Consider the following 24,159-nt stretch of genomic DNA (forward strand, 5'->3'; position numbering starts at 1 on the left):
TCGAGCCGCGAGGCGGGGCACGTGAGCACTCGCGGCGCGCCGTCGCACCCACCTCTTTGCTGTGCGGGGGCTGTTCGAACACCACCGCATCGCGCGGAACGTTACCGTATCGCGATCAGATGACCACTTCGACGCCCTCGCCGGGTGCCTCACCTGACGCCCGTTCGGACTCCAGAGCGTTCTGGAGGATCACCACAGCGGCAACCTGGTCGATGACAGACCGACCCTTTCGGGACGTGACGCCCGAGGCCCGCAGTCCCTGACTGGCCGTAATTGTGGTCATCCTCTCGTCCACCAGGCGCACCGGGACGGGAGCGATCGTGGTGGCGAGCCGTCCGACGAAGGTGCGGACCTTCGCCGCCGCCGGCCCTTCGCCGCCCCGCAACGAGCGCGGGAGTCCGACGACGACCTCGATCGGCTCGTACTCGTCGACGAGCTGACGCAGCCGCCGGTGGGCGGCCGGGACGTCCCGTCCCGGCACGGTCTCCACCGGCGTCGCGAGGATGCCGTCGGGGTCGCAGGAGGCGACACCGATCCGGGCGTCACCCACGTCGATCGCCAGTCTGCGGCCCCGGCGCATCAGGCGGCGGTTTCCGCGACGAGCCGTTCGACGGCGCTGACGGCGTCCCCGATGGCAGCGGCGTTCTGGCCGCCGCCCTGGGCGACGTCGGGCTTGCCGCCGCCACCGCCGCCGAGGGTCTTGGCGGCGGTGCGGACCAGGTCACCGGCCTTCAGACCGCGCTCGCGGGCCGCCTCGTTGGTGGCGATGACGGTGAGCGGCTTGCCGCCCGAGGTGGTGAACAGGGCGACGACGACGGCGCGCCCGCCCTGCACCCGGCCCCGGACGTCGAGCACCAGCTTGCGCAGGTCGTCGGCGGTGGTGCCGTCCGGGACCTGACCGGTGACGAGGGCGACCCCGTGGACGTCCTTGGCGGACTCGGCGAGACCGGCGGCGGCCTGGAGGACCTTCTCCGCGCGGAACCGCTCGATCTCCTTCTCCGCGTCCCGCAGCTTGGCGAGCATGCCGGAGATCTTCTCGGGCAGTTCCTCGGAGCGGCCCTTGACCAGCTCCTGGAGCTGGGCGACGACGGTGTGCTCACGGGCCAGGAAGTTGTACGCGTCGACGCCGACGAGGGCTTCGATGCGGCGGACCCCGGAGCCGATCGACGACTCGCCGAGCAGCTTCACCAGCCCGAGCTGGGCGGTGTTGTGGACGTGGGTGCCGCCGCACAGCTCCTTGGAGAAGTCGCCGATGGTGACGACCCGGACCCGCTCGCCGTACTTCTCGCCGAACTCGGCGATGGCGCCCTGCTTCTTGGCCTCGTCGATGCTCATGACCTCGGCGTGCACGGCGAGGTCGTGGGAGAGCACCTCGTTGATCCGCTGTTCGACGTCCGTGAGGACGGTGCCGGGCACCGCGGCCGGGGACCCGAAGTCGAACCGGAAGCGGCCGGGCTGGTTCTCGGAACCGGCCTGGGCGGCCGTCGGGCCGAGGGCGTCCCGCAGCGCCTGGTGGGTGAGGTGGGTGGCCGAGTGGGCGCGGGCGATGGCGGTGCGCCGACGCACGTCGATGGTGGCGTGGGCGGCGGCGCCGAGCGTGACCTCGCCGACCTGGACGACGCCCTTGTGGACGTAGACGCCGGGGACCGGCTTCTGGCAGTCGCGGACCTCGACCACGGCGCCCGACTCCAGCCGGATGCGACCGGTGTCGCCGATCTGGCCGCCGCCCTCGGCGTAGAAGGGGGTGCGGTCGAGGACGATCTCCACCTGGTCGCCCTCGGTGGCGGCCGGCGAGGCGACGCCGTCCACCAGGATGCCGACGACGCGGGACTCGCCCTCGGTGTCGGAGTAGCCGATGAAGTCCGTCTCGCCGGCGCTGTCGGCGATCTCCCGGTAGGCGCCGAGGTCGGCGTGACCGGTCTTCTTGCCGCGGGCGTCGGCCTTGGCGCGCTCCCGCTGCTCCTTCATCAGCCGGCGGAAGCCGTCCTGGTCGACGGCGAGGCCCTGCTCGGCCGCCATCTCCAGGGTGAGGTCGATGGGGAAGCCCCAGGTGTCGTGCAGCAGGAACGCCTTGTCGCCGGAGAGCACGGTGCCCCCGCCGGCCTTGGTCTCCGTGACGGCGGAGTCGAGGATGTTGGTGCCGGCCTTCAGGGTCTTGAGGAAGGCGGCCTCCTCGGCGAGGGCCACGACCTGGATGCGGCTGCGCTCGCCCTCCAGCTCCGGGTACTGCTCGGCCATGGAGCGGATGACGGTGTCCACCAGCTCGCCGACGACGGGACCGGTGGCGCCCAGCAGCCGCATGTTGCGGACGGCCCGGCGCATGATGCGGCGCAGCACGTAGCCGCGGCCCTCGTTGCCGGGGGTCACGCCGTCGCCGATGAGCATCACGGAGGTGCGCATGTGGTCGGAGACCACCCGCAGCGCCACGTCGCTCTCGTGGGCCTTGCCGTAGGCGACGCCGGTCAGCTCGGTGGCCTTGTCGATCACGACCCGGGAGGTGTCGATCTCGTACATGTTGTGCACGCCCTGGAGGATCATGGCGAGCCGTTCGAGACCGAGGCCGGTGTCGATGTTCTTGTTCGGCAGTTCGCCGAGGATCTCGAAGTCCTCCTTGCCGGTGCCCTCGCCGCGCTCGTACTGCATGAACACGAGGTTCCAGATCTCGACGTACCGCTCGTCGTTGACGGCGGGGCCGCCCTCGACGCCGAACTCGGGGCCGCGGTCGTAGTTGATCTCGGAGCAGGGGCCGCAGGGACCGGGGACGCCCATGGACCAGAAGTTGGGTCCCTTGCCCAGGCGCTGGATACGCTCGGCGGGGACGCCGACGACGTCGCGCCAGATGCGCTCGGCCTCGTCGTCCTCCTCGTAGACCGTGATCCACAGCCGCTCGGGGTCGAGGGCGTAGCCGCCGTCCGCGAGGGAGCTGGTCAGCAGCTCCCAGGCGTACTTGATGGCGCCTTCCTTGAAGTAGTCCCCGAAGGAGAAGTTGCCGCACATCTGGAAGAACGTGCCGTGCCGGGTGGTCTTGCCGACCTCTTCGATGTCCGGGGTGCGCACGCACTTCTGGACGCTGGTGGCACGGGCGTAGGGGGGCTTGACCTCGCCGAGGAAGTACGGCTTGAAGGGGACCATGCCCGCCGGGACCAGGAGCAGCGTGGGGTCGTCCGCGATCAGCGACGCCGACGGCACGACGGTGTGCCCGCGCTGCTCGAAGAAGCGCAGCCAGCGACGGCGGATTTCAGCCGACTCCATCAGTGGTCCTCATTCCGGTTGTCCTTGTGCGAATACAGGTCCGAACGCGTGCGGTGACCGAGGTGTTCCGGTGCGTTCGGACCGACTGGGGGGTAGCTGTCGAGGGCGGCGCGGCGCGGCGCGGGCAGCTCGTGGTGGTCGACCGGGTCGTGCAGGCCGAGCGCGTCGCCGAGTTCGGCTTCGCGCTGGAGCATTCCGGCGCGGACGTCGAGGGCGAACTCCCGGACCCGGTGGCCGGCGTCGACGGCCTTGTTGGCGGCCTGGGCGGCGAGGCTCTCGGGCGTCAGCTGCTTGAGCTTGCGGTTGACCTTGGTGGTGGCCCAGACCCCGGCGGCGGCGCCCGCGGTGAACCAGAACGTACGGCGGAACATCGCTTGTCAGTCCTTCTTCCGCCTGCCGCGGCGGGCGGTGGGGACGGTCCGGCCGACGATCACGGTACGGCGGGTCCGCTCGGTGGGCGGGGGGTCGGCGGGAGCGCTCTTGCGGCCGACGGCGCGGCGGACTCCGTACCCGAACGCGGCGACCTTCACCAGGGGGCCGCCGAAGGTGGAGGCGACGGTGGAGGACAGCGCGGAGGCGTTCTGGGTGACTTCCTGCACGTCGGAGGCGATGGAGTCGACCCGGTCGAGCTGGGTCTGCGCGGATCGCACCGCTTCGGTGGCCCCTCCGAGGAGCGGCACGGCCTGGTCGGTCACGTCCGCGACGAGTTTGGTGGTCGCCTTGAGCGTCTGGGCCAGCCTCGCCAGCGCGACGGCGAGGAAGGAGACCAGGATCGCCCAGAAGACGGCCACCAGGATCCCGGCAACCTCTCCACCGGACACTGTGCACCGCTCCCTGAGGTATCGCCCGGACGGACCGGGGCTCACTTGCTCGACATGGTCGACCGTGCTGAACATGATCGACGCTCGTCATGGTCGACAACCGTCGGTCGGTGCCGACAGGTGTCGTACGAGCCTATCGCGCCGGGAGCGGGGCTCCGCACCCCATTTCGCCCCCGCCGCGCCACGGACCGGGGGGTCGCGCCGGGCCCGCGGCGCACGGGAGCCGGGCGGACTGATTGTACGTACCGCTTATGCGTGAGTACGCTGCGTTGCCCATGCGACCCACATCGCGGCCCGGGCCGCGAACGAACGATTCTTCGGACGTCGCCGAGGTGCCCCGCGACCTCCCGCTGGAGCTGACCGCCTTCGTGGGCCGTGCCCCCGAGTTGACCCGTCTCGGCGAGGCGACGGCCCACGACCGGTTGGTGACCGTCGTCGGCCCCGGCGGGGTGGGCAAGTCACGACTGGTGGCCCGGGCCGCGGCGGCGTGCGCCCTCCCGGACGGCGCGCGCCTGGTCGACCTCACCGCCGTGCACGCCGTGGAGCGCGTCGACCGGGCGGCCGCCGAGTCCCTGGGGCTCGCCGACCACGCCGTCCGCCCCGCCCTGGAGGTGCTGCGGGAACACTTCGCCGGGCAGCGCGCGCTCCTCGTCCTGGACGGCTTCGAACATCTGGTCGCCCCGTGCGCCGCCCTCGTGGGCGACCTGCTGCGGGCCGCGCCGGGACTGCGGGTCCTCGCGGCCGGGCGGCGCCCGCTCGGGGTACGGGGCGAACGCGTGGTCCCGCTCGCCCCGCTGGACGAACGGGACGCCGTGGCGCTCTTCGCCGACCGCGCCGAGGCCGCCGTGCCGGGCTTCGCGCTGGACGAGGACAACACGGCGGACGTACGGGAGATCTGTCGGCGCCTGGACGGCATCCCGCTCGCGGTGGAACTGGCGGCCGGTCGGCTCACCGTGCTGTCGCCGGGGCAGCTCCTGCACCGGCTCGACGACCGGTTCCGGCTGCTGACCGGCGGCGGCCGGGACGCACCGCCCCGACACCGGACGCTGCGCACCGCCATCGGCTGGAGCCATGAACTGTGCACGGCGCAGGAGCGGCTGTTGTGGGCGCGGCTGTCGGTGTTCGCCGGGTCCTTCGACCTGGAGGCCGTCGAGTACGTGTGCGGTGCGCAGGGGCTGTCCGTCGACGAGGTGCTCGACGTGCTCGGCGAGTTGCTGGCGCAGTCCGTGGTCAGTCGCGAGGACGGTCCCGGGGGCGTGCGGTACCGCATGTTGGAGACCGTCCGGGCGTACGGCGCCGACTGGCTGGAGGGCTCCGGGGACACGGCGCGGCTGCGGCACCGGCACCGCGACTGGTACGCGGGGCTGGCGACCTGGTGCGAACTGGAGTGGTTCTCGTCGCGCCAGGCGGAGGCCGCCGCACGGATCGAGGTGGAGCTGCCGAACCTGCGGGCCGCACTGGAACACGCACTGACCGAGCCCGGGGACACCCACCCGGGGCTGCACCTGGCGAGCACCCTCTGGTTCTGCTGGGTGGGGTGCGGACGGCTGGCGGAGGGCCGCTACTGGCTCCAGCGGAGCATCGAACTCGACCAGGGCCCCGAGGCGGAGTCCGACGGAGTCCCGGACGCCCGACTCAAGGCGCTGTACGTGTTCGGACACGTGGCGCTGCTCCAGGGCGACACGGTCGCGGCGCTCACCGCGCTCCACGAGTGCCGGGACGAGGCCGAGCGCACGGACGACGCCGTGGCGGTCGCCTACGCCGAGCACCGCACCGGCTTCCTGGCACTGGTCGGCGACGACGCGGTGCGCGCCGAGCGGCTACTGCACTCGGCCCTGGAGCGCTACCAGGACATCGGCGAGCTGAACAGCCTCGTCCTGCTGGCCCGGGTGGAGCTGGCGGCGGCCGTCCTCGTCCAGTGCGGCTTCCCGGGCGGGGCGGTGGCCGCCCGGGGGCGTGGCGACCGGACCGGGTCCTGCCGCACGGCCGAGGCGGTCCGGCTGTGCGAGGAGGTGCGCGAGGTCTGCGAGGACCACGGCGAGCGCTGGGCCCTGGCGTACGCACTGCTCGTCCTCGCCTACGTGGCCTGGTCGGAGGGCGATCCGGCTCGGGCCCGACGGCTGTTGGAGGAGTGCTTGGTCATCGAGCACGGCTTCCAGGACCTGGTGGGCGCCCTGCTCGCGATCGAGCTGTTGGCGCTGGTCACCCTGGACCAGGGCGATCCGGTGGAGGCGGCGGTGCTCCGGGGGGCGGCGGGCGCCCTGTGGCCCTCGGTGGGGTCGCCGTTGTTCGGTTCGGTCTCGTCCCGCGACCCGCGGGTGACCGGTGAGCGGCGCTGCCGCGCCCGGCTGGGTCCGGCGGGGTACGAGGCGGCGGTGCGGGAGGGCGCGCGGCTCGGACTGGACGCCGCCGTGCGACGGGCCCTGGGGCGGAGCGCGGAACCGGCGCCCGTGGCGCCGCAGGAACCCCGGGAGGAGCACGGCCCCGGGGGCGCGGCGGAGCCGGACGCCGCGGAGGCGGAAACAGCACGGCCCGCCGCCTCCCCTGCTCCGCGGAGCGGGGAGACGACGGGCTGATGCGCTGGGCGCGGGAAGTGCTACGTCCGGGTCAGCGGGCGTAGTACTCGACGACGAGCTGCTCGTCGCAGATCACGGGGATCTCCTTGCGCTGCGGGTCCCGGTCGAGGCGGAAGGCCAGGGCCTTCAGGTTGACCTGGAGGTAGCGCGGGGTCTCGCCGTCGGCCGCGTAGCCACCCTCACGGGAGACCTGGAACAGCGTCTTCTCGCGGGAGCGCTCGCGCACCATCACGACGTCGTCGGGGCGGACGCGGAAGGAGGGCTTGTCGACCTTCTTGCCGTTGACCTCGATGTGGCCGTGGACGACCATCTGACGGGCCTGGTAGATCGTGCGGGCGATGCCCGAACGCAGGACCAGGGCGTCGAGGCGACGCTCCAGCTCGATGATCAGGGCCTCGCCGGTCTTGCCCTGGACCTTGCTGGCGCGGTCGTAGGCGCGGACGAGCTGGCGCTCGGACACGTCGTACTGCGCGCGCAGACGCTGCTTCTCCAGCAGACGGACCTTGTAGTCCGAGGTCTGCTTGCGACCGCGGCCGTGCTCACCCGGCGGGTAGGGACGGGCCTCGAAGTACTTGACGGCCTTGGGGGTCAGCGCGATGCCGAGGGCACGCGACTTCTTGACCTTGGGACGGGACTGGTTCGGCACGAACCAACCTCTCTCACTCTGTGCGAATACGGCTTCACCAGGGTTAGGGGAGGTCGCATCCGCAGCCTGGGGAAACCCGGCGGGTCCTGGTGGACCCTCGGGCAGCCGCTCCCCTGGTCTGGGCACATACGTGCAGCACGCGAGTGGCCCACCGACCGCCACAGGGGGGTGGTGGGCTGCCCGCGACACCGTTCGACGGTGCGCGACGCTCCTGGAACCCCGTCCTCACGGACCGGGTCCCGGCTGCTCGTCCCGCTCTGGTGAACCGACCGGGGTCGGACACGGGACGCAGCACTCGGGCCAGTTTAGCGGGTGTCCGGGGTCGGGATGACCCGGCCCGGTGGTCGGCTACTGGGTGGGGGTCTCGGAGCCGCCCGGCTGCTCGCCCCGCAACCGGGCGCGGACCCGGTCCACGACGTCCGCGTACCGGGCCTCCGCCCCGTACCGGGTGGGGCGGTAGTAGCGCTTGCCCTCGACGGCCTCGGGTGCGTACCGCTGGGCGGCGATGCCGCCGGGGACGTCATGGGGGTAGAGGTAGCCCTGGGCGTGACCGAGCTTGGCGGCGCCCTGGTAGTGGCCGTCCCTCAGGTGCGCCGGGACCGGGCCCGCGAGACCGGCGCGGACGTCCTCCATCGCGGCACCGATCGCGAGGGTCGCCGCATTGGACTTGGGGGCGAGGGCCAGCGCGATGGTGGCGTGGCTGAGGGTCAGCGCCGCCTCCGGGAAGCCGATGAGCGCGACGGCCTGGGCGGCGGCCACGGCGAGGGGCAGGGCGGTCGGGTCGGCGAGCCCGATGTCCTCGCTGGCGGAGATCATCAGCCGGCGGGCGATGAATCGGGGGTCCTCGCCCGCCTCGATCATGCGGGCCAGGTAGTGGAGCGCGGCGTCCACGTCGGAGCCCCGGATGGACTTGATGAGGGCGCTGGTCACGTCGTAGTGCTGGTCGCCCGCGCGGTCGTACTTCACCGCCGCCCGGTCGACGGACTCCTCCAGGGTGGTCAGCGTCACCGTGCCCTCGCCCTTGGCGAGGGCGGAACCGGCACCCGCTTCGAGCGCGGTGAGCGCGCGCCGGGCGTCCCCGCCGGCGATCCGCAGCAGATGGCCCTCGGCGTCCTCGTCGAGGGTGACGGCGCCGCCGAGCCCGCGCTCGTCGGTGAGCGCGCGCCGCAGCAGCGCGCGCAGGTCCTCGTCGGTGAGGGGTTCCAGGGTGAGCAGCAGGGAGCGGGAGAGCAGCGGGGAGATCACCGAGAAGTACGGGTTCTCGGTGGTGGCGGCGATCAGGGTGACCCAGCGGTTCTCCACGGCCGGCAGCAGCGAGTCCTGCTGCGCCTTGCTGAAGCGGTGGATCTCGTCCAGGAAGAGGACGGTCTCCTTGCCGTAGCCGCCGGTGGCGCGACGGGCGCCCTCGATGACCGCGCGGACCTCCTTGACGCCGGCGGTGATCGCCGAGAGTTCCACGAAGCGCTTGTTGGTGGCCTTGGAGACGACGTACGCGAGGGTCGTCTTCCCGGTGCCGGGCGGGCCCCACAGGATCACCGAGGAGGGGCCGGCCGGGCCACCGCCGCCCTCGCCGACCAGGCGGCGCAGAGGGGCTCCGGGCTTGAGCAGGTGCTGTTGGCCGACGACCTCGTCGAGGGTGCGGGGGCGCATGCGCACGGCCAGCGGACTGCTCGCCGGGTCCTTCTCCTGACGTTCCTCGGCTGCCGCGGTGAAGAGATCGGGTTCCACGGGTGAACCCTATGTCAGCGGCGCCGCGGCCCGTGCCGCCGGGCAGCGTGGCCCGCGGCGGCACGGGCCGGGGCCCGGCGGTTCAGCTGGCCGCCCAGAGCTGCTCCTTCCAGCGGGTCAGGATCAGCATGGCGATGATGCCGAGGTGCACGACGGGCAGGACCCAGGTGAACTCGGCGAAGAAGCGCTTCAGCCAGCTCGGCGCCGGCAGGAAGCCGTTGCGGATGTTGGAGGAGGTCACGTACCAGAACATGACGATCGTGGCGGCCCAGGCGAGGCAGCACCACAGGCACAGGGAGTTGATCTCGTACAGGGACTGGTAGGTGAGCCAGGCGCAGAAGCCGACGCCGAAGAGCATTCCGGCGTTCAGGGTGAGCCAGTACCAGCGCGGGAAGCGGGCCCCGGCGAGCAGGCTCATGCCGACGGCGATGACGATGCCGTAGGTGACGAGCCCGAGCATCGGGTTGGGGAACCCGAAGACGCTCGCCTGCTCGCTCTTCATGATGTTGCCGCAGGAGATGACCGGGTTGACGCTGCACCCGGGGACGTAGTCCGGATTCTCCAGCAGCTTGAACTTGTCGAGCGTGATGATCCACGCGGCGAGGAGTCCGGCCGCGCCGGTGATCACCAGCAGCAGGGCGAGCCCCCGGCCGGCACCCGCTCTCGAAGTGTCCGGCGTGGAGGGGGCCGAGGACACCGGGGGTTCTGCTGTCGTCGTCTTGGTCATCTCGCCGTTTCCGTCAGTCGAGTCGCGGTCCAAGGGCAGGGTCATTGTGCCGTACGTGACCTGGGTCCCACCGTTCGGTACGGATAAGGTCCGTCCGCCGCGGTGGCGGCCCCGTCGCAGGTGACGGGCTCCGTCCGGGCTCCGGAGCGGGTCCCCTCGACCCCCTCGAACGGGAAACGAGGGGGCCGCACGGCACCCGGCCGCGCGACCCCCTCGTACGGATGTGCGCTCAGCCGAGCCGGGAGCGCAGCGCGTCGACGACCGCGTCCAGGGCGACGGGCTCCTGCTCGCCCGACTCCATGTTCTTGAGCTGGACCACTCCGTCCGCCAGGTCCCGCTCCCCCGCCACCAGCGCGAACCGGGCGCCGGAGCGGTGCGCGGACTTCATCGCGGACTTGATGCCGCGACCGCCGTAGGCGAAGTCGGTCGCGATCCCCGCCCGGCGCAGGTCGGCCACCACGGCGAAGAGGACCTTGCGGGCCTCCTCGCCGAGCGGCACCGCGTACACGCTGGTGGCGGGCGGGATGTCGAGGGTGATCCCCTCGGCCTCCAGCGCGAGGACGGTGCGGTCCACGCCGAGCGCCCAGCCGACGGAGGGCAGCGCGGGGCCGCCGATCATCTCGGACAGGCCGTCGTACCGGCCGCCGCCGCCCACCGCGGACTGCGCCCCGAGGCCGTCGTGGACGAACTCGAAGGTGGTCCGGGTGTAGTAGTCGAGGCCGCGCACCAGTCGCGGGTCGTCCTCGAAGGCGACGCCCTGGGCGGTCAGCAGCTCGCGGACCTCGGCGTGGTAGGCGCGGCACGCCTCGCACAGGTGGTCCCGCAGCAGCGGGGCGTCGGCGAGTTGTTCCTGCACCTCGGCGCGCTTGTCGTCGAGGACGCGCAGCGGGTTGATCTCGATGCGCCGGCGGGTCTCCTCGTCCAGGTCGAGGCCGCGCAGGAAGTCCTGGAGCGCCGCCCGGTAGGCGGGGCGGCACGTGCGGTCGCCGAGCGAGTTGAGCAGGATGCGGAAGCCGGTGAGGCCGAGGGACCGGTACGCCTGGTCGGCCAGCAGGATCAGTTCCGCGTCGAGCGCCGGGTCCTCGGTGCCGATGGCCTCGGCGCCGACCTGCGAGAAGTGGCGGTAGCGGCCCTTCTGGGGGCGCTCGTAGCGGTAGTACGAGCCGGAGTACCAGAGCTTGACCGGGAGGTTGCCGGCCTTGTGGAGGTTGGCCTCCAACGCGGCGCGCAGCACGGAGGCGGTGCCCTCGGGGCGCAGCGCCAGTTCGCTGCCGCCCTTGGTGGTGAGGGTGTACATCTCCTTGGTGACGATGTCGGTGGACTCGCCGACGCCGCGGGCGAAGAGTTCGACGTCCTCGAAGCCGGGGGTCTCGACGTACCCGTACCCGGAGGCCCGTAGCGGCGCCGCGAGCGCGTCACGGACGGCGAGGAAGACCGCGCTGGTCGGGGGGATCAGGTCGTACGTGCCCTTGGGGGCGGTGAAGGTGCTCACGGGGTTGGTCTCGTCACATTCCTCGTCGGGGGGCCGCGGGGGCTCCCTGGCCGTCGGCCACCTGCCGCAGATGGGGGTTGGTGGCGCGCTCCCGGCCGATGGTGGTCTGGGGGCCGTGGCCGGACAGCACCACGGTCGAGTCGTCGAGCGGCAGGCACACGCGGGCCAGGGACCGCAGGATCTCGGGGTGGCTGCCGCCGGGCAGGTCGGTGCGTCCGATGGAGCCGGCGAAGAGCAGGTCGCCCGAGAAGAACACGGACGGCACGTCCGCGCCCTCGGGCATCCTGAAGGTCACCGACCCCCTGGTATGCCCGGGTGCGTGCGCCACGGTGAGGTCGAGGCCGGCGAGCTCCAGGGTGGAGCCGTCGGTCAGCTCCCGGAGGTCGTCGGGCTCGCCCACGGTCAGCTCGCCCATCAGGGGCGCCCCGATGGTCCGGCCGAGCGCCTTCTCCGGGTCGCTCATCATGTACCGGTCCTCGGGATGGATCCAGGCGGGCACGTCGTGCGCGCCGCACACCGGGACCACCGAGGCGACGTGGTCGATGTGGCCGTGGGTGAGGATGACCGCGACGGGCTTGAGTCGATGCTTGGCGATGGCGTCCTCGACTCCCTGGGCGGCCTGGTGGCCCGGGTCGATGATCACGCACTCCTCGCCGGCGGCGGGGGCGACCAGATAACAATTGGTGCCCCAGGCCCCGGCGGGGAACCCCGCAATGAGCACGATCGTCCTTCGTGTGTCTCGGAATGTTCTCGTACGTCTCGTACGAATGGGATGCCGTGACGCCCGCCGTCCGGAGGGCTCGGCTCCCCCAGAGCCTACCGGCGCTGCCGTACACACAGCGAACCCGGATACGGTACGGGGCACATACGCAGGCGGTCAGGGTTTTCGAGGCGTAGCCACGACTGACCACGACAGGAACGGAGACATCCCGTTGGTCAGCCAGGAGCAGCGGCGGCGGCAGCTCGCCCGGGAGAAGTTCTTGCGGCAGCAGCAGCGGCGCGAGGACGCACGGCGCAAGGGGCGTACGCGCAACGCGGTGATCGCGGCGGTACTGGCCGTGGTGGTGGCGGGCGGCGCGGTGTCGTACGCGGCGGGCGCGTTCGACGGCGGCGGCGACAAGAAGAGCGGGGCCGCGGCCTCGCCGAGCAAGGCCCCGGACCCGTGCGAGAAGCCCGCCGCGGGCAAGCCGAAGACGGCGACGTACAAGAAGGAACCCAAACTCGCCGTCGACAAGTCCGCGAAGTACACGATGAAGCTGGACACCACGTGCGGTGTCCTCGACATCGGGCTCGACGCGGCGGCGGCGCCCCGCACGGTGAACTCGTTCGACTTCCTGCTGAAGAAGGGCTACCTGGACCACACCAAGTGCCACCGGCTCACCACCAGCGGCATCTACGTGCTCCAGTGCGGTGACCCGCAGGGCACCGGGCAGGGCGGGCCGGGCTACTCGATCCCGGACGAGAACCTGAAGGACGAGCGTCTGAAGGGCAATGTGTACCCGGCGGGGACCGTGGCCATGGCGAACCAGTACAACGGGCAGACCAAGAAGGGCCGCGACTCGGGCGGCAGCCAGTTCTTCCTGGTCTACCAGGACAGCCAGCTGCCGCCGGACTACACGCCGTTCGGCACGCTGTCCGCGTCGGGCATGAAGGTGCTGAAGAAGATCGCGGGCGCGGGTGCCGCGGCCCCGGACCAGATGGGGACGACCAAGCCCAACGCGACCGTGGTCATCAACAAGGCCACGGTCACCAAGTCCTGATCCGGACTGCGTAAATCCGGTCGCGCGGGATGCGGACAGCCGCCCCGCCGGTCGCCTAGATTGACCGTGACGAAACTGTGGACGATGCCCGGGGGCCGCCTCGGCCCGCGCGGGCATCATGTGGAGGAGGCGCTGTGAGCAGCGACCCGTGGGGCCGCGTCGACGAGACGGGGACCGTGTACGTGCGGACGGCCGAGGGCGAGCAGGTCGTCGGTTCCTGGCAGGCCGGCTCTCCCGAGGAGGCGCTGGCCTACTTCGAGCGCAAGTACGAGGGCCTGGTCGTGGAGATCGGCCTCCTCGAACGCCGGGTGAGGACCACCGACCTGTCCGCGAAGGACGCCCAGACCGCTGTCGGTCACCTCCGTGAACAGGTGGACGCGCACCACGCGGTGGGCGATCTCGACGCGTTGCGCAAGCGGCTCGACAAGCTCGTGGAGACGGTCGACGCGCGCCGCGAGGAGCGCAAGGCCGAGCGGGCGAAGCAGTCCGACGAGGCGCGGCAGGCCAAGGAGGACCTGGTCTCCGAGGCGGAGGAGCTGGCCCGCAGCGAGCAGTGGCGGTCCGCCGGCGAGCGGTTGCGGGCGCTGGTGGACACCTGGAAGGGGCTGCCCCGCCTCGACCGCAAGTCCGACGACGAGTTGTGGCACCGCTTCTCGCACGCCCGCTCCGCGTTCTCCAAGCGGCGCAAGGCGCACTTCGCGTCGTTGGACGCGCAGCGCGAGGAGGCCCGCAAGACCAAGGAGCGGCTGGTCTCCGAGGCGGAGGCGCTGTCGGGTTCGGCGGACTGGGGTCCGACGGCGGCCCGCTACCGCGAGTTGATGGCGGACTGGAAGGCCGCGGGTCGGGCCCAGCGGGAACACGAGGACGACCTGTGGAACCGTTTCCGGGGTGCGCAGGACGTGTTCTTCGCGGCCCGCAGTTCGGTGTTCGCCGAGCGTGACGCCGAGCAGACGGAGAATCTGAAGCTCAAGGAGGAGCTGGTCGCGGAGGCCGAGAAGCTGCTCCCGGTGACGGATCTGAAGGCGGCCCGGGCCGCGTTCCGTTCGGTCAACGAGCGGTGGGAGGCCATCGGTCACGTGCCGCGGGACGCCCGCGCGCGGGTCGAGGGCCGGATGCACACGGTGGAGCGGGCCCTCCAGGACTCGGAGGAGTCGGAGTGGCGCCGGACCAACCCGGAGGCACGGGCCCGTGCCGAGGGCCTGACCGGTCAGCTCCAGGCGGCCGTGGACAAGCTGCGGGCGCAGGTCGACGCGGCGCGGGCGCAGGGCAACAACGCCAAGGCGGACAAGCTGGAGCGCGAGTTGGAGGGTCGGCAGGCGCTGCTCGACCAGGCGCTCAAGGGTCTCCAGGAGTTCGGGGGCTGACCCCGGGCCCGTAGCGACGACGAAGGGGGCTGCCCCGCACCGGAGTGTGCGGGGCAGCCCCCTTCGTCGTGCTCGGTGACCGCCCCGCTCAGGGCCTGCGGGCCGAGGTGACGCGGTAGACGTCGTAGACGCCCTCCACTCCGCGGACCGCCTTGAGGACGTGGCCGAGGTGCTTGGGGTCGCCCATCTCGAAGGTGAACCGGGAGGTGGCCACCCGGTCCCGGGAGGTCTGGACGGCCGCCGAGAGGATGTTGACATGCTGGTCCGACAGGACCCGGGTGACGTCGGAGAGCAGCCGGGAGCGGTCCAGAGCCTCGACCTGGATGGCGACGAGGAACACCGAGGACTGGGTGGGCGCCCACTCGACGTCCAGGATGCGTTCGGGCTGCTTGGACAGGGACTCGACGTTGACGCAGTCCGCACGGTGCACCGAGACGCCGCTGCCGCGGGTGACGAACCCGATGATCGGGTCCCCCGGCACGGGGGTGCAGCAGCGCGCCAGCTTCACCCAGACGTCGTCGACGCCCTTGACGACCACCCCGGGGTCGGCGTTGGAACGGCGCTTGCGGCCGCGACCGCGCGCCGGGGGCACGCTCTCCTCGATGTCCTCGCTGGCGGCCTCCTCGCCCCCGAGCGCCTGGACGAGCTTCTGGACGACGTTCGCCGCGGCGACGTGGCCCTCGCCGATCGCCGCGTACAGCGAGGAGATGTCCGGGTAGCGCATCTCGTGGGCGAGGGTGACCAGGGAGTCCCCGGTGAGGATGCGTTGGATGGGCAGGTTCTGCTTGCGCATCGCGCGGGCGATGGCGTCCTTGCCCTGCTCGATGGCCTCGTCCCGGCGTTCCTTGGAGAACCAGGCGCGGATCTTGTTGCGGGCCCGGGGGGACTTGACGAAGCCGAGCCAGTCCCGGGAGGGGCTGGCGTTGGTCGCCTTCGAGGTGAACACTTCCACCAGGTCGCCGTTGTCGAGCGTGGACTCCAGCGGGACGAGCCGGCCGTTGACCCGGGCCCCTATGGTGCGGTGGCCCACCTCGGTGTGCACGGCGTACGCGAAGTCGACGGGGGTGGCGCCCGCGGGCAGCGCTATGACGTCGCCCTTGGGCGTGAAGACGAAGACCTCGTTGCGGGACAGGTCGAAGCGCAGGGACTCCAGGAACTCGCCCGGGTCCTCGGTCTCCTTCTGCCAGTCGAGCAGCTGGCGCAGCCAGGCCATGTCGTTGACGGCCGCACTGTCCTTGCCCGCCTTGCCGGCCGGGCTCTTGGGGGCGTCGGTGCGGACCTTGGAGGCGCCCGCCACCGCCTCCTGCTTGTACTTCCAGTGCGCGGCGATGCCGTACTCGGCCCGGCGGTGCATGTCGAAGGTGCGGATCTGGAGCTCGACGGGCTTGCCGTTGGGCCCGATCACGGTGGTGTGCAGCGACTGGTACATGTTGAACTTGGGCATCGCGATGTAGTCCTTGAAGCGCCCCGGAACCGGGTTCCAGCGCGCGTGGACGGTGCCCAGGGCCGCGTAACAGTCACGGACGGTGTCCACCAGGACGCGGATGCCCACCAGGTCGTAGATCTCCGCGAAGTCCCGGCCGCGGACGATCATCTTCTGGTAGACGCTGTAGTAGTGCTTGGGGCGGCCGGTGACGGTCGCCTTGATGCGGGCGGCCCGCAGGTCGGCCTGGACCTCGTCGGTCACTATGGCCAGGTACTCGTCCCGCTTGGGGGCGCGCTCCGCGACGAGCCGGACGATCTCGTCGTACATCTTGGGGTAGAGGATCGCGAAGGCGAGGTCCTCCAGCTCCCATTTGATGGTGTTCATGCCCAGCCGGTGGGCGAGCGGGGCGTAGATCTCCAGCGTCTCGCGGGCCTTCTTCTCCTGCTTCTCCCGCTTGAGGTAGCGCATGGTGCGCATGTTGTGGAGGCGGTCCGCGAGCTTGATGACCAGGACGCGCGGGTCCTTGGCCATGGCGACGACCATCTTGCGGACGGTCTCGGCCTGCGCGGCCTCGCCGAACTTGACCTTGTCGAGCTTGGTGACGCCGTCCACCAGCAGGGCGACGGTGTCCCCGAAGTCCCGGCGCAGGGTGTCGAGGCCGTACTCGGTGTCCTCGACGGTGTCGTGCAGCAGGCCCGCCATGAGGGTCGCCGGGTCCATGCCGAGCTCGGCGAGGATCGTGGTGACGGCGAGCGGGTGCGTGATGTACGGGTCGCCGCTCTTGCGCTTCTGACCACGGTGCCACCGCTCGGCGACCTGGTACGCCTTCTCGATCTGGCGCAGGGTCGCCGTCTCGATCTTGGGGTCGTTCCCCCGCACTATCCGCAGCAGCGGTTCCAGGACCGGGTTGTACGGGTTGGAGCGCTGGACGCCCAGCCGGGCGAGCCGGGCGCGGACCCGGTTGGACGAGGCGGAGCGCGGCGAAGCCTGCCCGGAGGCGGGGCGGGCCGGACCGGACGCCGGGGAGGCGGGAGCGGGCCGCCCAGACGGTTTCGGGCGTGACGGTTCCTCCGCCCGACCGCTGCGCGCGTGCTCGGCGGGCTTGCCCGGCCGCGCGTCCTGCGCGGGCTTGGCGGTCGCGGTGGTGCGGGCCGCCGCCCGTTCTGCCTGCGTTTCGGGCGTGGCGGCGAATGGCTGGGGCTCGTCTGGCAAGTGCGCTCCTCGTGCGCTTCCGGGTCCTCCGGTCAGGTCCCGGCAGGCCCATGGTATCGACCCCGGGCCGCGGCCTCCTGTCGTGCGGGACGCCGCCCTGCGCGAGCGGCCGTCGTGACCGTGGGCACCGCGGACGCCCCCGGCGGTCCCGGGACGGCGACGCGCGACACCCGCGCGCAGGAATGTGTCAGGACCCCGGAAGGTGCCCGGGGCGCTGCTGTGGCCCATGGGACATCCTGTGCGGCTGTCAACGCAAGATATGCGCCAAGAATTCCTGGGACCGCCGAAAAGGGGCGCCCCCGGGAACCTGGTGTTCCCGGGGGCGCCCCGAAACCGTGCCGCGGTCGGCGGCGGGACGGTCAGATGGTGATGAGGGACTGGAGGGGTGCGCCGTCCAGCGCGGCCTCCAGCCGGGTCCGGCCGTTCAGGAAGCCCAGCTCCATCAGGACGGCGACCCCGGCCACCGACGCGCCCGCGCGCCGGATCAGCGAGAGCGACGCCTCGGCCGTGCCGCCGGTGGCGAGGACGTCGTCGATGACCATCACCCGGTCCTCGGGGGTGAGGTCCTCGGCGTGCACCTCGATCTCGGCGGAACCGTACTCGAGGTCGTACGACTGGCTGAGGGTGGCCCCGGGCAGCTTGCCGGCCTTGCGGACGGGGATGAAGCCCACCCCCGCCCGAACGGCGACCGGAGCGCCCAGGATGAAGCCCCGGGCCTCCAGGCCGACCACCTTGGTGGCCCCGTACCGCAGCGTGAGCTCGGTCAGGGTGTCGGTCAGCGCCGTGAACGTCTCCGGGTCGGCGAGCAGGGGGGTGATGTCCTTGAACACCACGCCCGGCTCCGGGTAGTCCGCCACGTCCCGGATGCGGCTCAGCAGCAGCTCGCTCACCCCGGTCATCGGCGCCGCCCCGAGGAGCGTCCGCGGCCCCGCTGGCTGCGGGGGCCGACGACGGCGTGCTGCTCGCCGTCGGGCACGGAGTCCTGCGGCTGCGCACCGTCGCCGCCGGCCGCCGCCTCGTCGCGGGCGGCCTGGGCGCGCTTGGCGAGCACCCGCTTGGTGAGCGCCTTGAACTGCGGCTCCTGCTCCTTGAAGTCGGCGACGAGCGGCGTGGCGATGAAGATCGACGAGTAGGCACCGGCCGCGAGACCGACGAACAGCGACAGCGAGATGTCGTTGAGCATGCCGGCGCCGAGGACACCGCCACCGATGAACAGCAGACCGGCGACCGGCAGCAGTGCGACGACCGTGGTGTTGATCGACCGCACCAGGGTGCTGTTGATGGACCGGTTCGCGACCTCGCTGTAGGTGTAGCGGGTCTGTTTGGTGAGGTCCTTCGACTGTTCCTTGAGCGAGTCGAAGACGACCACCGTGTCGTACAGCGAGTAGCCGAGGATCGTCAGCAGACCGATGACGGTACCGGGCGTCACTTCGAAGCCGACGAGGGCGTAGACGCCCACGGTGATGGTGATGTCGTGGATCAACGCGATCAGTGCGGCGAGCGCCATCCGCCATTCGAAGGCGATCGCCAGGTAGATCACCACGAGGAACATGAACACGCCGAGGCCGGTCCACGCCTTGTTGGCGATCTGTTCACCCCAACTGGGGCCGACCAGCTCGGCGTTGATGTCCTTCGGGTCGACGTTCAGTTCCTTGGCGAGCGTCGGCCGGATCTGGTCGGCCTTGCTGGTGTCGACGTTGCTGATCTGGATCCGCATGCCGCCGGTGCCCAGTTCCTGCACGATCGCGTCGTGCCCGGCCGCCTCCTCGGCGACCTTCTCCGCGTGGGAGGCGGACACGCTCACCTTGGGCGTGGTGAAGACGGCACCGCCCTGGAACTCGATGCCCATGTTCAGGCCGCGCACCGCGAGGCCGACGATCGCCGTGATGGTGATCAGGATGGAGACGCCGTACCAGAAGCGGCGCTTGCCGACGAAGTCGTACCCGACCTCGCCGCGGTACAGCTTGGCGCCCAGTTCACCGAGTCGCGACATGTCACGCCTCCTTCGGGTCGGTCAGAGGGGCGGACGGGCGGCGGGTGCGGCGCAGCGGAGCCTTGATCCCGAGGCGCTTCGGGTCGAAGCCGGACCAGGGGTGACCGTCCGAGAAGAACTTGGAGCGGGCGGCCAGGGTCAGCAGCGGCTTGGTGAAGAAGAACACCACGACCACGTCGAGCAGGGTGGTGAGGCCCAGCGTGAACGCGAAGCCCTGGACCTTGCCGACCGTGACGATGAACAGCACGGCGGCGGCGAGGAACGACACGAAGTCGGAGACCAGGATGGTGCGCCGGGCACGGGGCCAGCCGCGTTCGACGGCGGGCCGCAGCGAACGGCCTTCCCGGACCTCGTCACGGACCCGTTCGAAGAACACGATGAACGAGTCGGCGGTGATGCCGATGGCGACGATCGCACCGCAGACGGCTGGCAGGTTCAGCGCGAAGCCGATGGCCGGGCCGAGCAGGGACATGAGCACGTAGGTGAGGGCCGCGGAGAGCAGCAGCGAGGCGATGGCGATCAGCGCCAGGCCGCGGTAGTAGACCACCAGGTAGATCACGACGAGTGCGAGGCCGATGGCACCGGCGATCAGGCCGGCCTCCAGCTGCTCACCGCCGAGCGCGGCGGTGACGGTGGTGACGCTCTGCTCCTCGAACGTCAGCGGCAGGGCGCCGTACGAGAGCATGTTGCCCAGGTTCTCGGCTTCCTCCTGCTTGAAGTTGCCGGAGATCTGGGCGTTGCCACCGGTGATCGCGGTGTTCACCGAGGGGGCGGAGGTGATCTCACCGTCGAGGACGATGGCGAACTGGTTCTGCGGGGCGGCCTTCGCGGCGAGCTCGGAGGTGATCTTGCCGAACTGGTCCGCGCCCTTCTTGTCGAAGTCCATCTGCACGATCCAGCCCTCGACACCCTGGGGGTCGATGACGGCGCTGGCGTCCGAGATGCGCTTGCCCTCGACGGCGACGGGGCCCAGCACGTACTTGTAGCCGCTGTCCGGGTCGCAGGCGACGACCGGGTCCTCGGGCTTCGCGGTGCGGGCCGCGTCGCTGGCGGCCAGGCGGCCCTCGGCGGTGGAGCAGTCGAGCGCTTCGAGCCGCTTCTGGAGGTCGGTGGCCTGGGCGGCGGCGGCCGCGTCGGCGGAGGAGCTGGAAGACGGCGCCGGGCTGGTGGAGTCCGACGGCTTGGCCGAGGCGGAACCGCTGGGGGTGGCGTCGGCGGCGAGGGCCCCGGTCACCGCGCGGCCCTGGGTGGTGGCGCTGCTCGACGGCGAGGGGGAGGCGGAGCTGCTGGAGCTGGCCGAGGGCTTGCCGCTCTCGCCGCCCTTGCCCTTGTCGCCGGAGGCGCTCGGGGACGGGCTGGGCGACTCCTTGCCCGACTCGGTGACCGGCATGCCGCTCAGGACGGGTCGGAAGGACAGCTTCGCGGTCGTACCGACCTGCTCACGCGCTGTTTCCTCGTCGGTGCCCCGGGGGATGTTGACGATGATGTTGTCGTTGCCCTGGGTCTGCACCTCGGCCTCGGACACGCCGAGGCCGTTCACCCGCCGTTCGATGATGCCGACGGCGGTTTCCATGTTGGTCTGGTTGACCGCGTTCTTCTGGCCGGGTTCGTTCTTCGCCTTGAGCGTGATGCTCGTACCGCCGGCGAGGTCGATCCCGAGTCGCGGGGTAGTGTGCCCCGAAAGGAACATTCCCCCGGTGAGCGCCACCATGGCGATCAGGATCAGGACCAGCGTGCGCCCGGGCTTTCCCTGTGCACTCGGCTTACGGCCCTTCTTGGGTGCTGCCACCTTGTCGTTTCTCCCTCTCCAGCCGCCCCGCGCGGGTCGGGCGCCGACGGCCGGTCACTGGTGTGGAGACGCGGCGTGAAGCCAGCACGACCCGGGAGCCACCGCGCGTGAGCGGTCTCGGCGGAGCTCCCGGGCGTGACTACTTCGCGTCGGACTCGCCGTCGGTCTTCTTCGGCTCGGCATCGGCCGCCTTCTCGGCCCCGTCCACCGCGTCACCGGCGGCTTCGGTGTCGGCGTCCTTCTTGCCGAGGTCGATGCGGGAGGCGCGGGAGTCCTCGGATTCGGCGGCTTCGGTGAGGGAGGAAGCGTCATCGGGGACGACTGCGCCGTCGAGGTCGTCAGACCCGTCGGTCTCGTCGGTCTCGTCGGTGCCGTGCACGAGACGGTTGTACTCGTCGTCTTCGAGAACGACGGCGATCGCGTTCTTGGCGAAGATCAGGTGGACGCCGGGGGCGGCTTCGACGAGGACCGTGTCCTCGCTGACCTCCTTGACGGTGGCGTACATGCCACCGATCGTGCGGACGCCTGATCCGGGCTGCATCTGGTCCCGCATCTGGACGGCCTGCTGCTGCTTCTTCTTCGCAGACCGCGTCATCAGGAACATGGCCCCGATGAGCACGATGAACGGGAGGAGGGTCACGAGACTCACGGGTCGGAACTTCCTTCAAGGGACCGCTTGCGGCGCGGCCTGATCATTGGGGGTGTGGTGACGCCCCCATGAGGGGGCCATCGGCGGAGTCTAAGCGAGTCCGCGCTCATGGAACAACGCTCAGCATGGCACCGGGGTTCCCGACCCCGCGAGGACACGCGCCGTCACGCCCCGAACAGGTCCTGTTGTCCGATTCCGCCGACGAATCCGCCCGGGGCGCGCTCGGGGGCGGTCAGTCCGAGGTGCGCCCAGGCCGCCGGCGTGGCCACCCGACCACGGGGCGTGCGCGCGAGCAGCCCCTCCCGGACCAGGAAGGGCTCGGCGACCTCCTCGACGGTCTCGCGCTCCTCCCCCACCGCGACGGCCAGCGTGGACAGGCCCACCGGGCCGCCGCCGAAGAGCTTGAGCAGCGCCTCCAGCACCGCCCGGTCCAGCCGGTCGAGACCGCGTTCGTCCACCTCGTACACCCGCAGGGCCGCCCCGGCGACCTCACGGGTGATCGCTCCGTCCACCTTGACCTGCGCGTAGTCGCGGACCCGGCGCAGCAGTCGGTTGGCGATGCGGGGGGTGCCCCGGGACCGGCCGGCGATCTCGGCGGCGCCCCCGGTGTCGATCGTGACGTCGAGGAGGCCGGCGGACCGGTGGACGACGCGCTCCAGTTCGGGGGGGCCGTAGAACTCCATGTGCGCGGTGAAGCCGAAGCGGTCGCGCAGCGGCGGGGGCAGCAGTCCGGCGCGGGTGGTGGCGCCGACGAGGGTGAAGGGCGGCAGTTCCAGGGGGATCGCGGTGGCCCCGGGCCCCTTGCCGACGATCACGTCGACGCGGAAGTCCTCCATGGCCATGTAGAGCATCTCCTCGGCGGGCCGCGACATGCGGTGGATCTCGTCGAGGAAGAGGACCTCGCCCTCCTGGAGGGAGGAGAGGACGGCGGCGAGGTCGCCCGCGTGCTGGATGGCCGGGCCGCTGGTGATCCGGATGGGAGCGCCCATCTCGGCCGCGATGATCATGGACAGGGTGGTCTTGCCGAGGCCGGGGGGGCCGGAGAGCAGGACGTGGTCGGCGGTGGCGCCGCGCGCCCGGGCGGCCCGCAGGACCAGGTCGAGCTGCTCGCGGACCTTCTCCTGGCCGATGAACTCGGCCAGGTCCTTGGGCCGCAGGGCCGCTTCCACCGCCTGGTCCTCGCGGTCGGCGGACGCTCCCACCAGCCGGTCGGCCTCGGCGGCGGAGGTCTCGTCGGTCGAGTCGTCCCAGTTCATCAGCGTGCCTCGGGGTGGTGGAGGGGGCCGGTCGGTCCGGCCGGCGGGTGGCGTGCGAAAGCCGGTGCGGGGGGCTGAGGTCACCGGCGCCCTCACGACGAGGGCGCCGGGGCGTCAGCGGGCCTTGTTCAGGCTCTGGAGGGCCGCCCTGAGGAGTTGGCCCACCTGCGGGGAGCCCCCGGCCGCCTCGGCCTGCGGGGTCACGGCGGTGACCGCCTCGTCGGCCTCGCGGGGGGCGTAGCCGAGGCCGATCAGGGCGGTCTGGAGCTGGTCGCGCCAGCCGGAGGCGGCCGGGGTGGCGGACGCCGGAGCGGTGCCGACGGGGGCCCCGAGCCGGTCCTTGAGTTCGATGAGGAGCTTCTGCGCGCCCTTCTTGCCGATGCCGGGAACGGCGACGAGCGCCTTCTCGTCGGCGGAGGCGACGGCACGGCGCAACGCGTCCGGGCTGTGCACGGCGAGCATCGCCTGGGCGAGCCGGGGGCCGACGCCGCTCGCGGTCTGGAGCAGTTCGAACGTCTGGCGTTCGTCCTCGTCGGCGAATCCGTAGAGCGTGAGCGAATCCTCGCGGACGACCAGCGAGGTCGCGATCCTGGCGGGCTGGCCGACGCGGAGCGCGGAGAGGGTGTTCGGCGCGCACTGGACGGCGATGCCGATGCCGCCGACCTCGACGACGGCCCCGTCCGGGGCGAGCGAGGCGATCGGGCCGCTGACGAAGGCGATCATCGGTTGACCTTCCGTGCGAGGGTGCTGGCCCGGCGGGCCTCGTCGTGGGCCTGCTGGAGGCGGTTCACGGCGGGGGCGCGCCAGATGTGACAGATGGCGAGGGCGAGGGCGTCGGCGGCGTCGGCGGGTTTCGGCGGGGCGTCGAGCCTGAGCAGGCGGGTGACCATGGCACCGACCTGGGCCTTGTCCGCGCGCCCGCTGCCGGTGACGGCGGCCTTGACCTCGCTGGGGGTGTGCAGGGCGACGGGCAGTCCGCGGCGGGAGGCGCAGAGCAGGGCCACGGCGCTGGCCTGGGCGGTGCCCATGACCGTGCGCACGTTGTGCTGGCTGAAGACCCGCTCCACCGCCACGTACTCCGGGCGGTGTTCGTCGAGCCACTGTTCGATGCCCTGCTCGATGGCGACCAGCCGGTGGCCGAGGGGCGCATCGGCGGGGGTGCGGACCACGCCGACGCCGACCATGGTGAGCGGCCGTCCGGCGACGCCCTCCACCACCCCGACCCCACAGCGGGTCAGCCCGGGGTCCACCCCCAGTACGCGCACGTCAACCGCCTTCCGTCGATCACCTGTTCCCGCAGGCTATCGGCACCCGCTGACAACGGGGCCCCGCGCGCCCCGTGTCGACGGTACGGGGCGCGGACCCGTACGCGCCGACGGGCCGACGGGTGTGTCCCGGCGGCCCGTCGGCGGGGGCCCGGGGGTGGCGCCCGACCCGCCGGGGGCCGTTAGCGGGAAGCGGGCGGTCT

At 71.7% G+C, this 24,159-nt stretch carries 20 protein-coding genes; 3 read left to right on the forward strand and 17 right to left on the reverse strand.

Translation table 11 applies throughout. From position 1 onward, the window contains the following. Positions 1–115: 115 nt before the first annotated feature. Genes ruvX through ACFV88_RS25415 form a run of 4 tightly spaced genes read right to left on the reverse strand, consistent with a single transcriptional unit; the run spans position 116 to position 4,073 of the window. Entirely contained in the window at positions 116–580 is a 465-nt protein-coding gene (ruvX, locus tag ACFV88_RS25400) for a Holliday junction resolvase RuvX (protein WP_385494187.1), read from the reverse strand. Continuing rightward, on the reverse strand, positions 580–3,252 hold the full coding sequence (gene alaS / locus ACFV88_RS25405; RefSeq protein ID WP_385494188.1) for an alanine--tRNA ligase: 2,673 nt from the start codon (positions 3,250–3,252) through the stop codon (positions 580–582). The genes ruvX and alaS overlap by 1 nt, the downstream gene beginning before the upstream one ends. After that, entirely contained in the window at positions 3,252–3,623 is a 372-nt protein-coding gene (locus tag ACFV88_RS25410; RefSeq protein ID WP_385494189.1) for a DUF6167 family protein, read from the reverse strand. Before ACFV88_RS25410 ends, alaS begins: the two co-directional genes overlap by 1 nt. 6 nt (positions 3,624–3,629) lie before the next feature. After that, the gene (locus ACFV88_RS25415) at positions 3,630–4,073 is read right to left on the reverse strand and encodes a DUF948 domain-containing protein (RefSeq protein WP_385494190.1); all 444 of its coding nucleotides are present in this window, start codon (positions 4,071–4,073) and stop codon (positions 3,630–3,632) included. Between the two features lie 275 nt (positions 4,074–4,348). Here ACFV88_RS25415 and ACFV88_RS25420 point away from each other — a divergent pair, with 275 nt between their 5' ends. Further along, entirely contained in the window at positions 4,349–6,649 is a 2,301-nt protein-coding gene (locus tag ACFV88_RS25420; protein ID WP_385494191.1) for an ATP-binding protein, read from the forward strand. A gap of 31 nt (positions 6,650–6,680) precedes the next feature. On the opposite strand, the gene rpsD is transcribed toward ACFV88_RS25420, so the two are convergent. The 5 genes from rpsD to ACFV88_RS25445 all read right to left on the reverse strand — a co-directional run bounded on the left by rpsD (position 6,681) and on the right by ACFV88_RS25445 (position 11,963). Further along, the gene (gene rpsD, locus ACFV88_RS25425; RefSeq protein ID WP_073792029.1) at positions 6,681–7,295 is read right to left on the reverse strand and encodes a 30S ribosomal protein S4; all 615 of its coding nucleotides are present in this window, start codon (positions 7,293–7,295) and stop codon (positions 6,681–6,683) included. A gap of 348 nt (positions 7,296–7,643) precedes the next feature. Then, the gene (locus ACFV88_RS25430; protein WP_385494192.1) at positions 7,644–9,023 is read right to left on the reverse strand and encodes a replication-associated recombination protein A; all 1,380 of its coding nucleotides are present in this window, start codon (positions 9,021–9,023) and stop codon (positions 7,644–7,646) included. Between the two features lie 82 nt (positions 9,024–9,105). After that, positions 9,106–9,750, reverse strand: a complete 645-nt coding sequence (locus ACFV88_RS25435) for a vitamin K epoxide reductase family protein (protein ID WP_385494193.1) — start codon at positions 9,748–9,750, stop codon at positions 9,106–9,108. Positions 9,751–9,979: 229 nt separating this feature from the next. Continuing rightward, positions 9,980–11,242 carry a histidine--tRNA ligase gene (gene hisS, locus ACFV88_RS25440; protein WP_385494194.1) on the reverse strand — a complete coding sequence of 421 codons (1,263 nt, stop codon included), beginning with the start codon at positions 11,240–11,242 and terminating at the stop codon, positions 9,980–9,982. Positions 11,243–11,255: 13 nt separating this feature from the next. Further along, entirely contained in the window at positions 11,256–11,963 is a 708-nt protein-coding gene (locus ACFV88_RS25445) for an MBL fold metallo-hydrolase (protein WP_385494195.1), read from the reverse strand. Between the two features lie 211 nt (positions 11,964–12,174). Between ACFV88_RS25445 and ACFV88_RS25450 the strand changes: the two genes are divergently transcribed. Both ACFV88_RS25450 and ACFV88_RS25455 read left to right on the forward strand, forming a co-directional pair. Next, positions 12,175–13,002, forward strand: a complete 828-nt coding sequence (locus tag ACFV88_RS25450; RefSeq protein ID WP_385494196.1) for a peptidylprolyl isomerase — start codon at positions 12,175–12,177, stop codon at positions 13,000–13,002. Positions 13,003–13,136: 134 nt separating this feature from the next. Further along, a complete protein-coding gene (locus ACFV88_RS25455) occupies positions 13,137–14,366 on the forward strand; it encodes a DUF349 domain-containing protein (protein ID WP_385494197.1) in 1,230 nt (409 codons plus the stop codon). A gap of 88 nt (positions 14,367–14,454) precedes the next feature. On the opposite strand, the gene ACFV88_RS25460 is transcribed toward ACFV88_RS25455, so the two are convergent. The 8 genes from ACFV88_RS25460 to ruvC all read right to left on the reverse strand — a co-directional run bounded on the left by ACFV88_RS25460 (position 14,455) and on the right by ruvC (position 23,956). Further along, complete coding sequence (locus ACFV88_RS25460; RefSeq protein WP_385494198.1) at positions 14,455–17,004, reverse strand: RelA/SpoT family protein; 2,550 nt, start codon at positions 17,002–17,004, stop codon at positions 14,455–14,457. Between the two features lie 359 nt (positions 17,005–17,363). Further along, positions 17,364–17,903 (reverse strand): adenine phosphoribosyltransferase, encoded by a 540-nt coding sequence (locus ACFV88_RS25465; protein ID WP_385494199.1) that lies wholly within the window; start codon positions 17,901–17,903, stop codon positions 17,364–17,366. Beyond that, positions 17,900–18,997 (reverse strand): protein translocase subunit SecF, encoded by a 1,098-nt coding sequence (gene secF, locus ACFV88_RS25470; protein ID WP_385494200.1) that lies wholly within the window; start codon positions 18,995–18,997, stop codon positions 17,900–17,902. The genes ACFV88_RS25465 and secF overlap by 4 nt, the downstream gene beginning before the upstream one ends. A 1-nt stretch (position 18,998) precedes the next feature. Then, positions 18,999–20,786: a protein translocase subunit SecD gene (gene secD, locus ACFV88_RS25475; RefSeq protein ID WP_385494201.1), complete on the reverse strand. Its 1,788-nt coding sequence runs from the start codon at positions 20,784–20,786 to the stop codon at positions 18,999–19,001. 139 nt (positions 20,787–20,925) lie between these two features. After that, positions 20,926–21,435 (reverse strand): preprotein translocase subunit YajC, encoded by a 510-nt coding sequence (gene yajC / locus ACFV88_RS25480; protein ID WP_385494202.1) that lies wholly within the window; start codon positions 21,433–21,435, stop codon positions 20,926–20,928. Between the two features lie 164 nt (positions 21,436–21,599). After that, positions 21,600–22,691, reverse strand: coding sequence for a Holliday junction branch migration DNA helicase RuvB (gene ruvB, locus ACFV88_RS25485; protein ID WP_385494203.1), 1,092 nt, complete (start codon positions 22,689–22,691; stop codon positions 21,600–21,602). Between the two features lie 114 nt (positions 22,692–22,805). After that, entirely contained in the window at positions 22,806–23,414 is a 609-nt protein-coding gene (gene ruvA / locus ACFV88_RS25490) for a Holliday junction branch migration protein RuvA (RefSeq protein WP_385494204.1), read from the reverse strand. Continuing rightward, positions 23,411–23,956, reverse strand: a complete 546-nt coding sequence (gene ruvC, locus ACFV88_RS25495; RefSeq protein ID WP_385494205.1) for a crossover junction endodeoxyribonuclease RuvC — start codon at positions 23,954–23,956, stop codon at positions 23,411–23,413. The genes ruvA and ruvC overlap by 4 nt, the downstream gene beginning before the upstream one ends. Between the last annotated feature and the right edge of the window lie 203 nt (positions 23,957–24,159).

It is taken from the genome of Streptomyces sp. NPDC059816 (assembly GCF_042732055.1).
GTDB lineage: Bacteria > Actinomycetota > Actinomycetes > Streptomycetales > Streptomycetaceae > Streptomyces.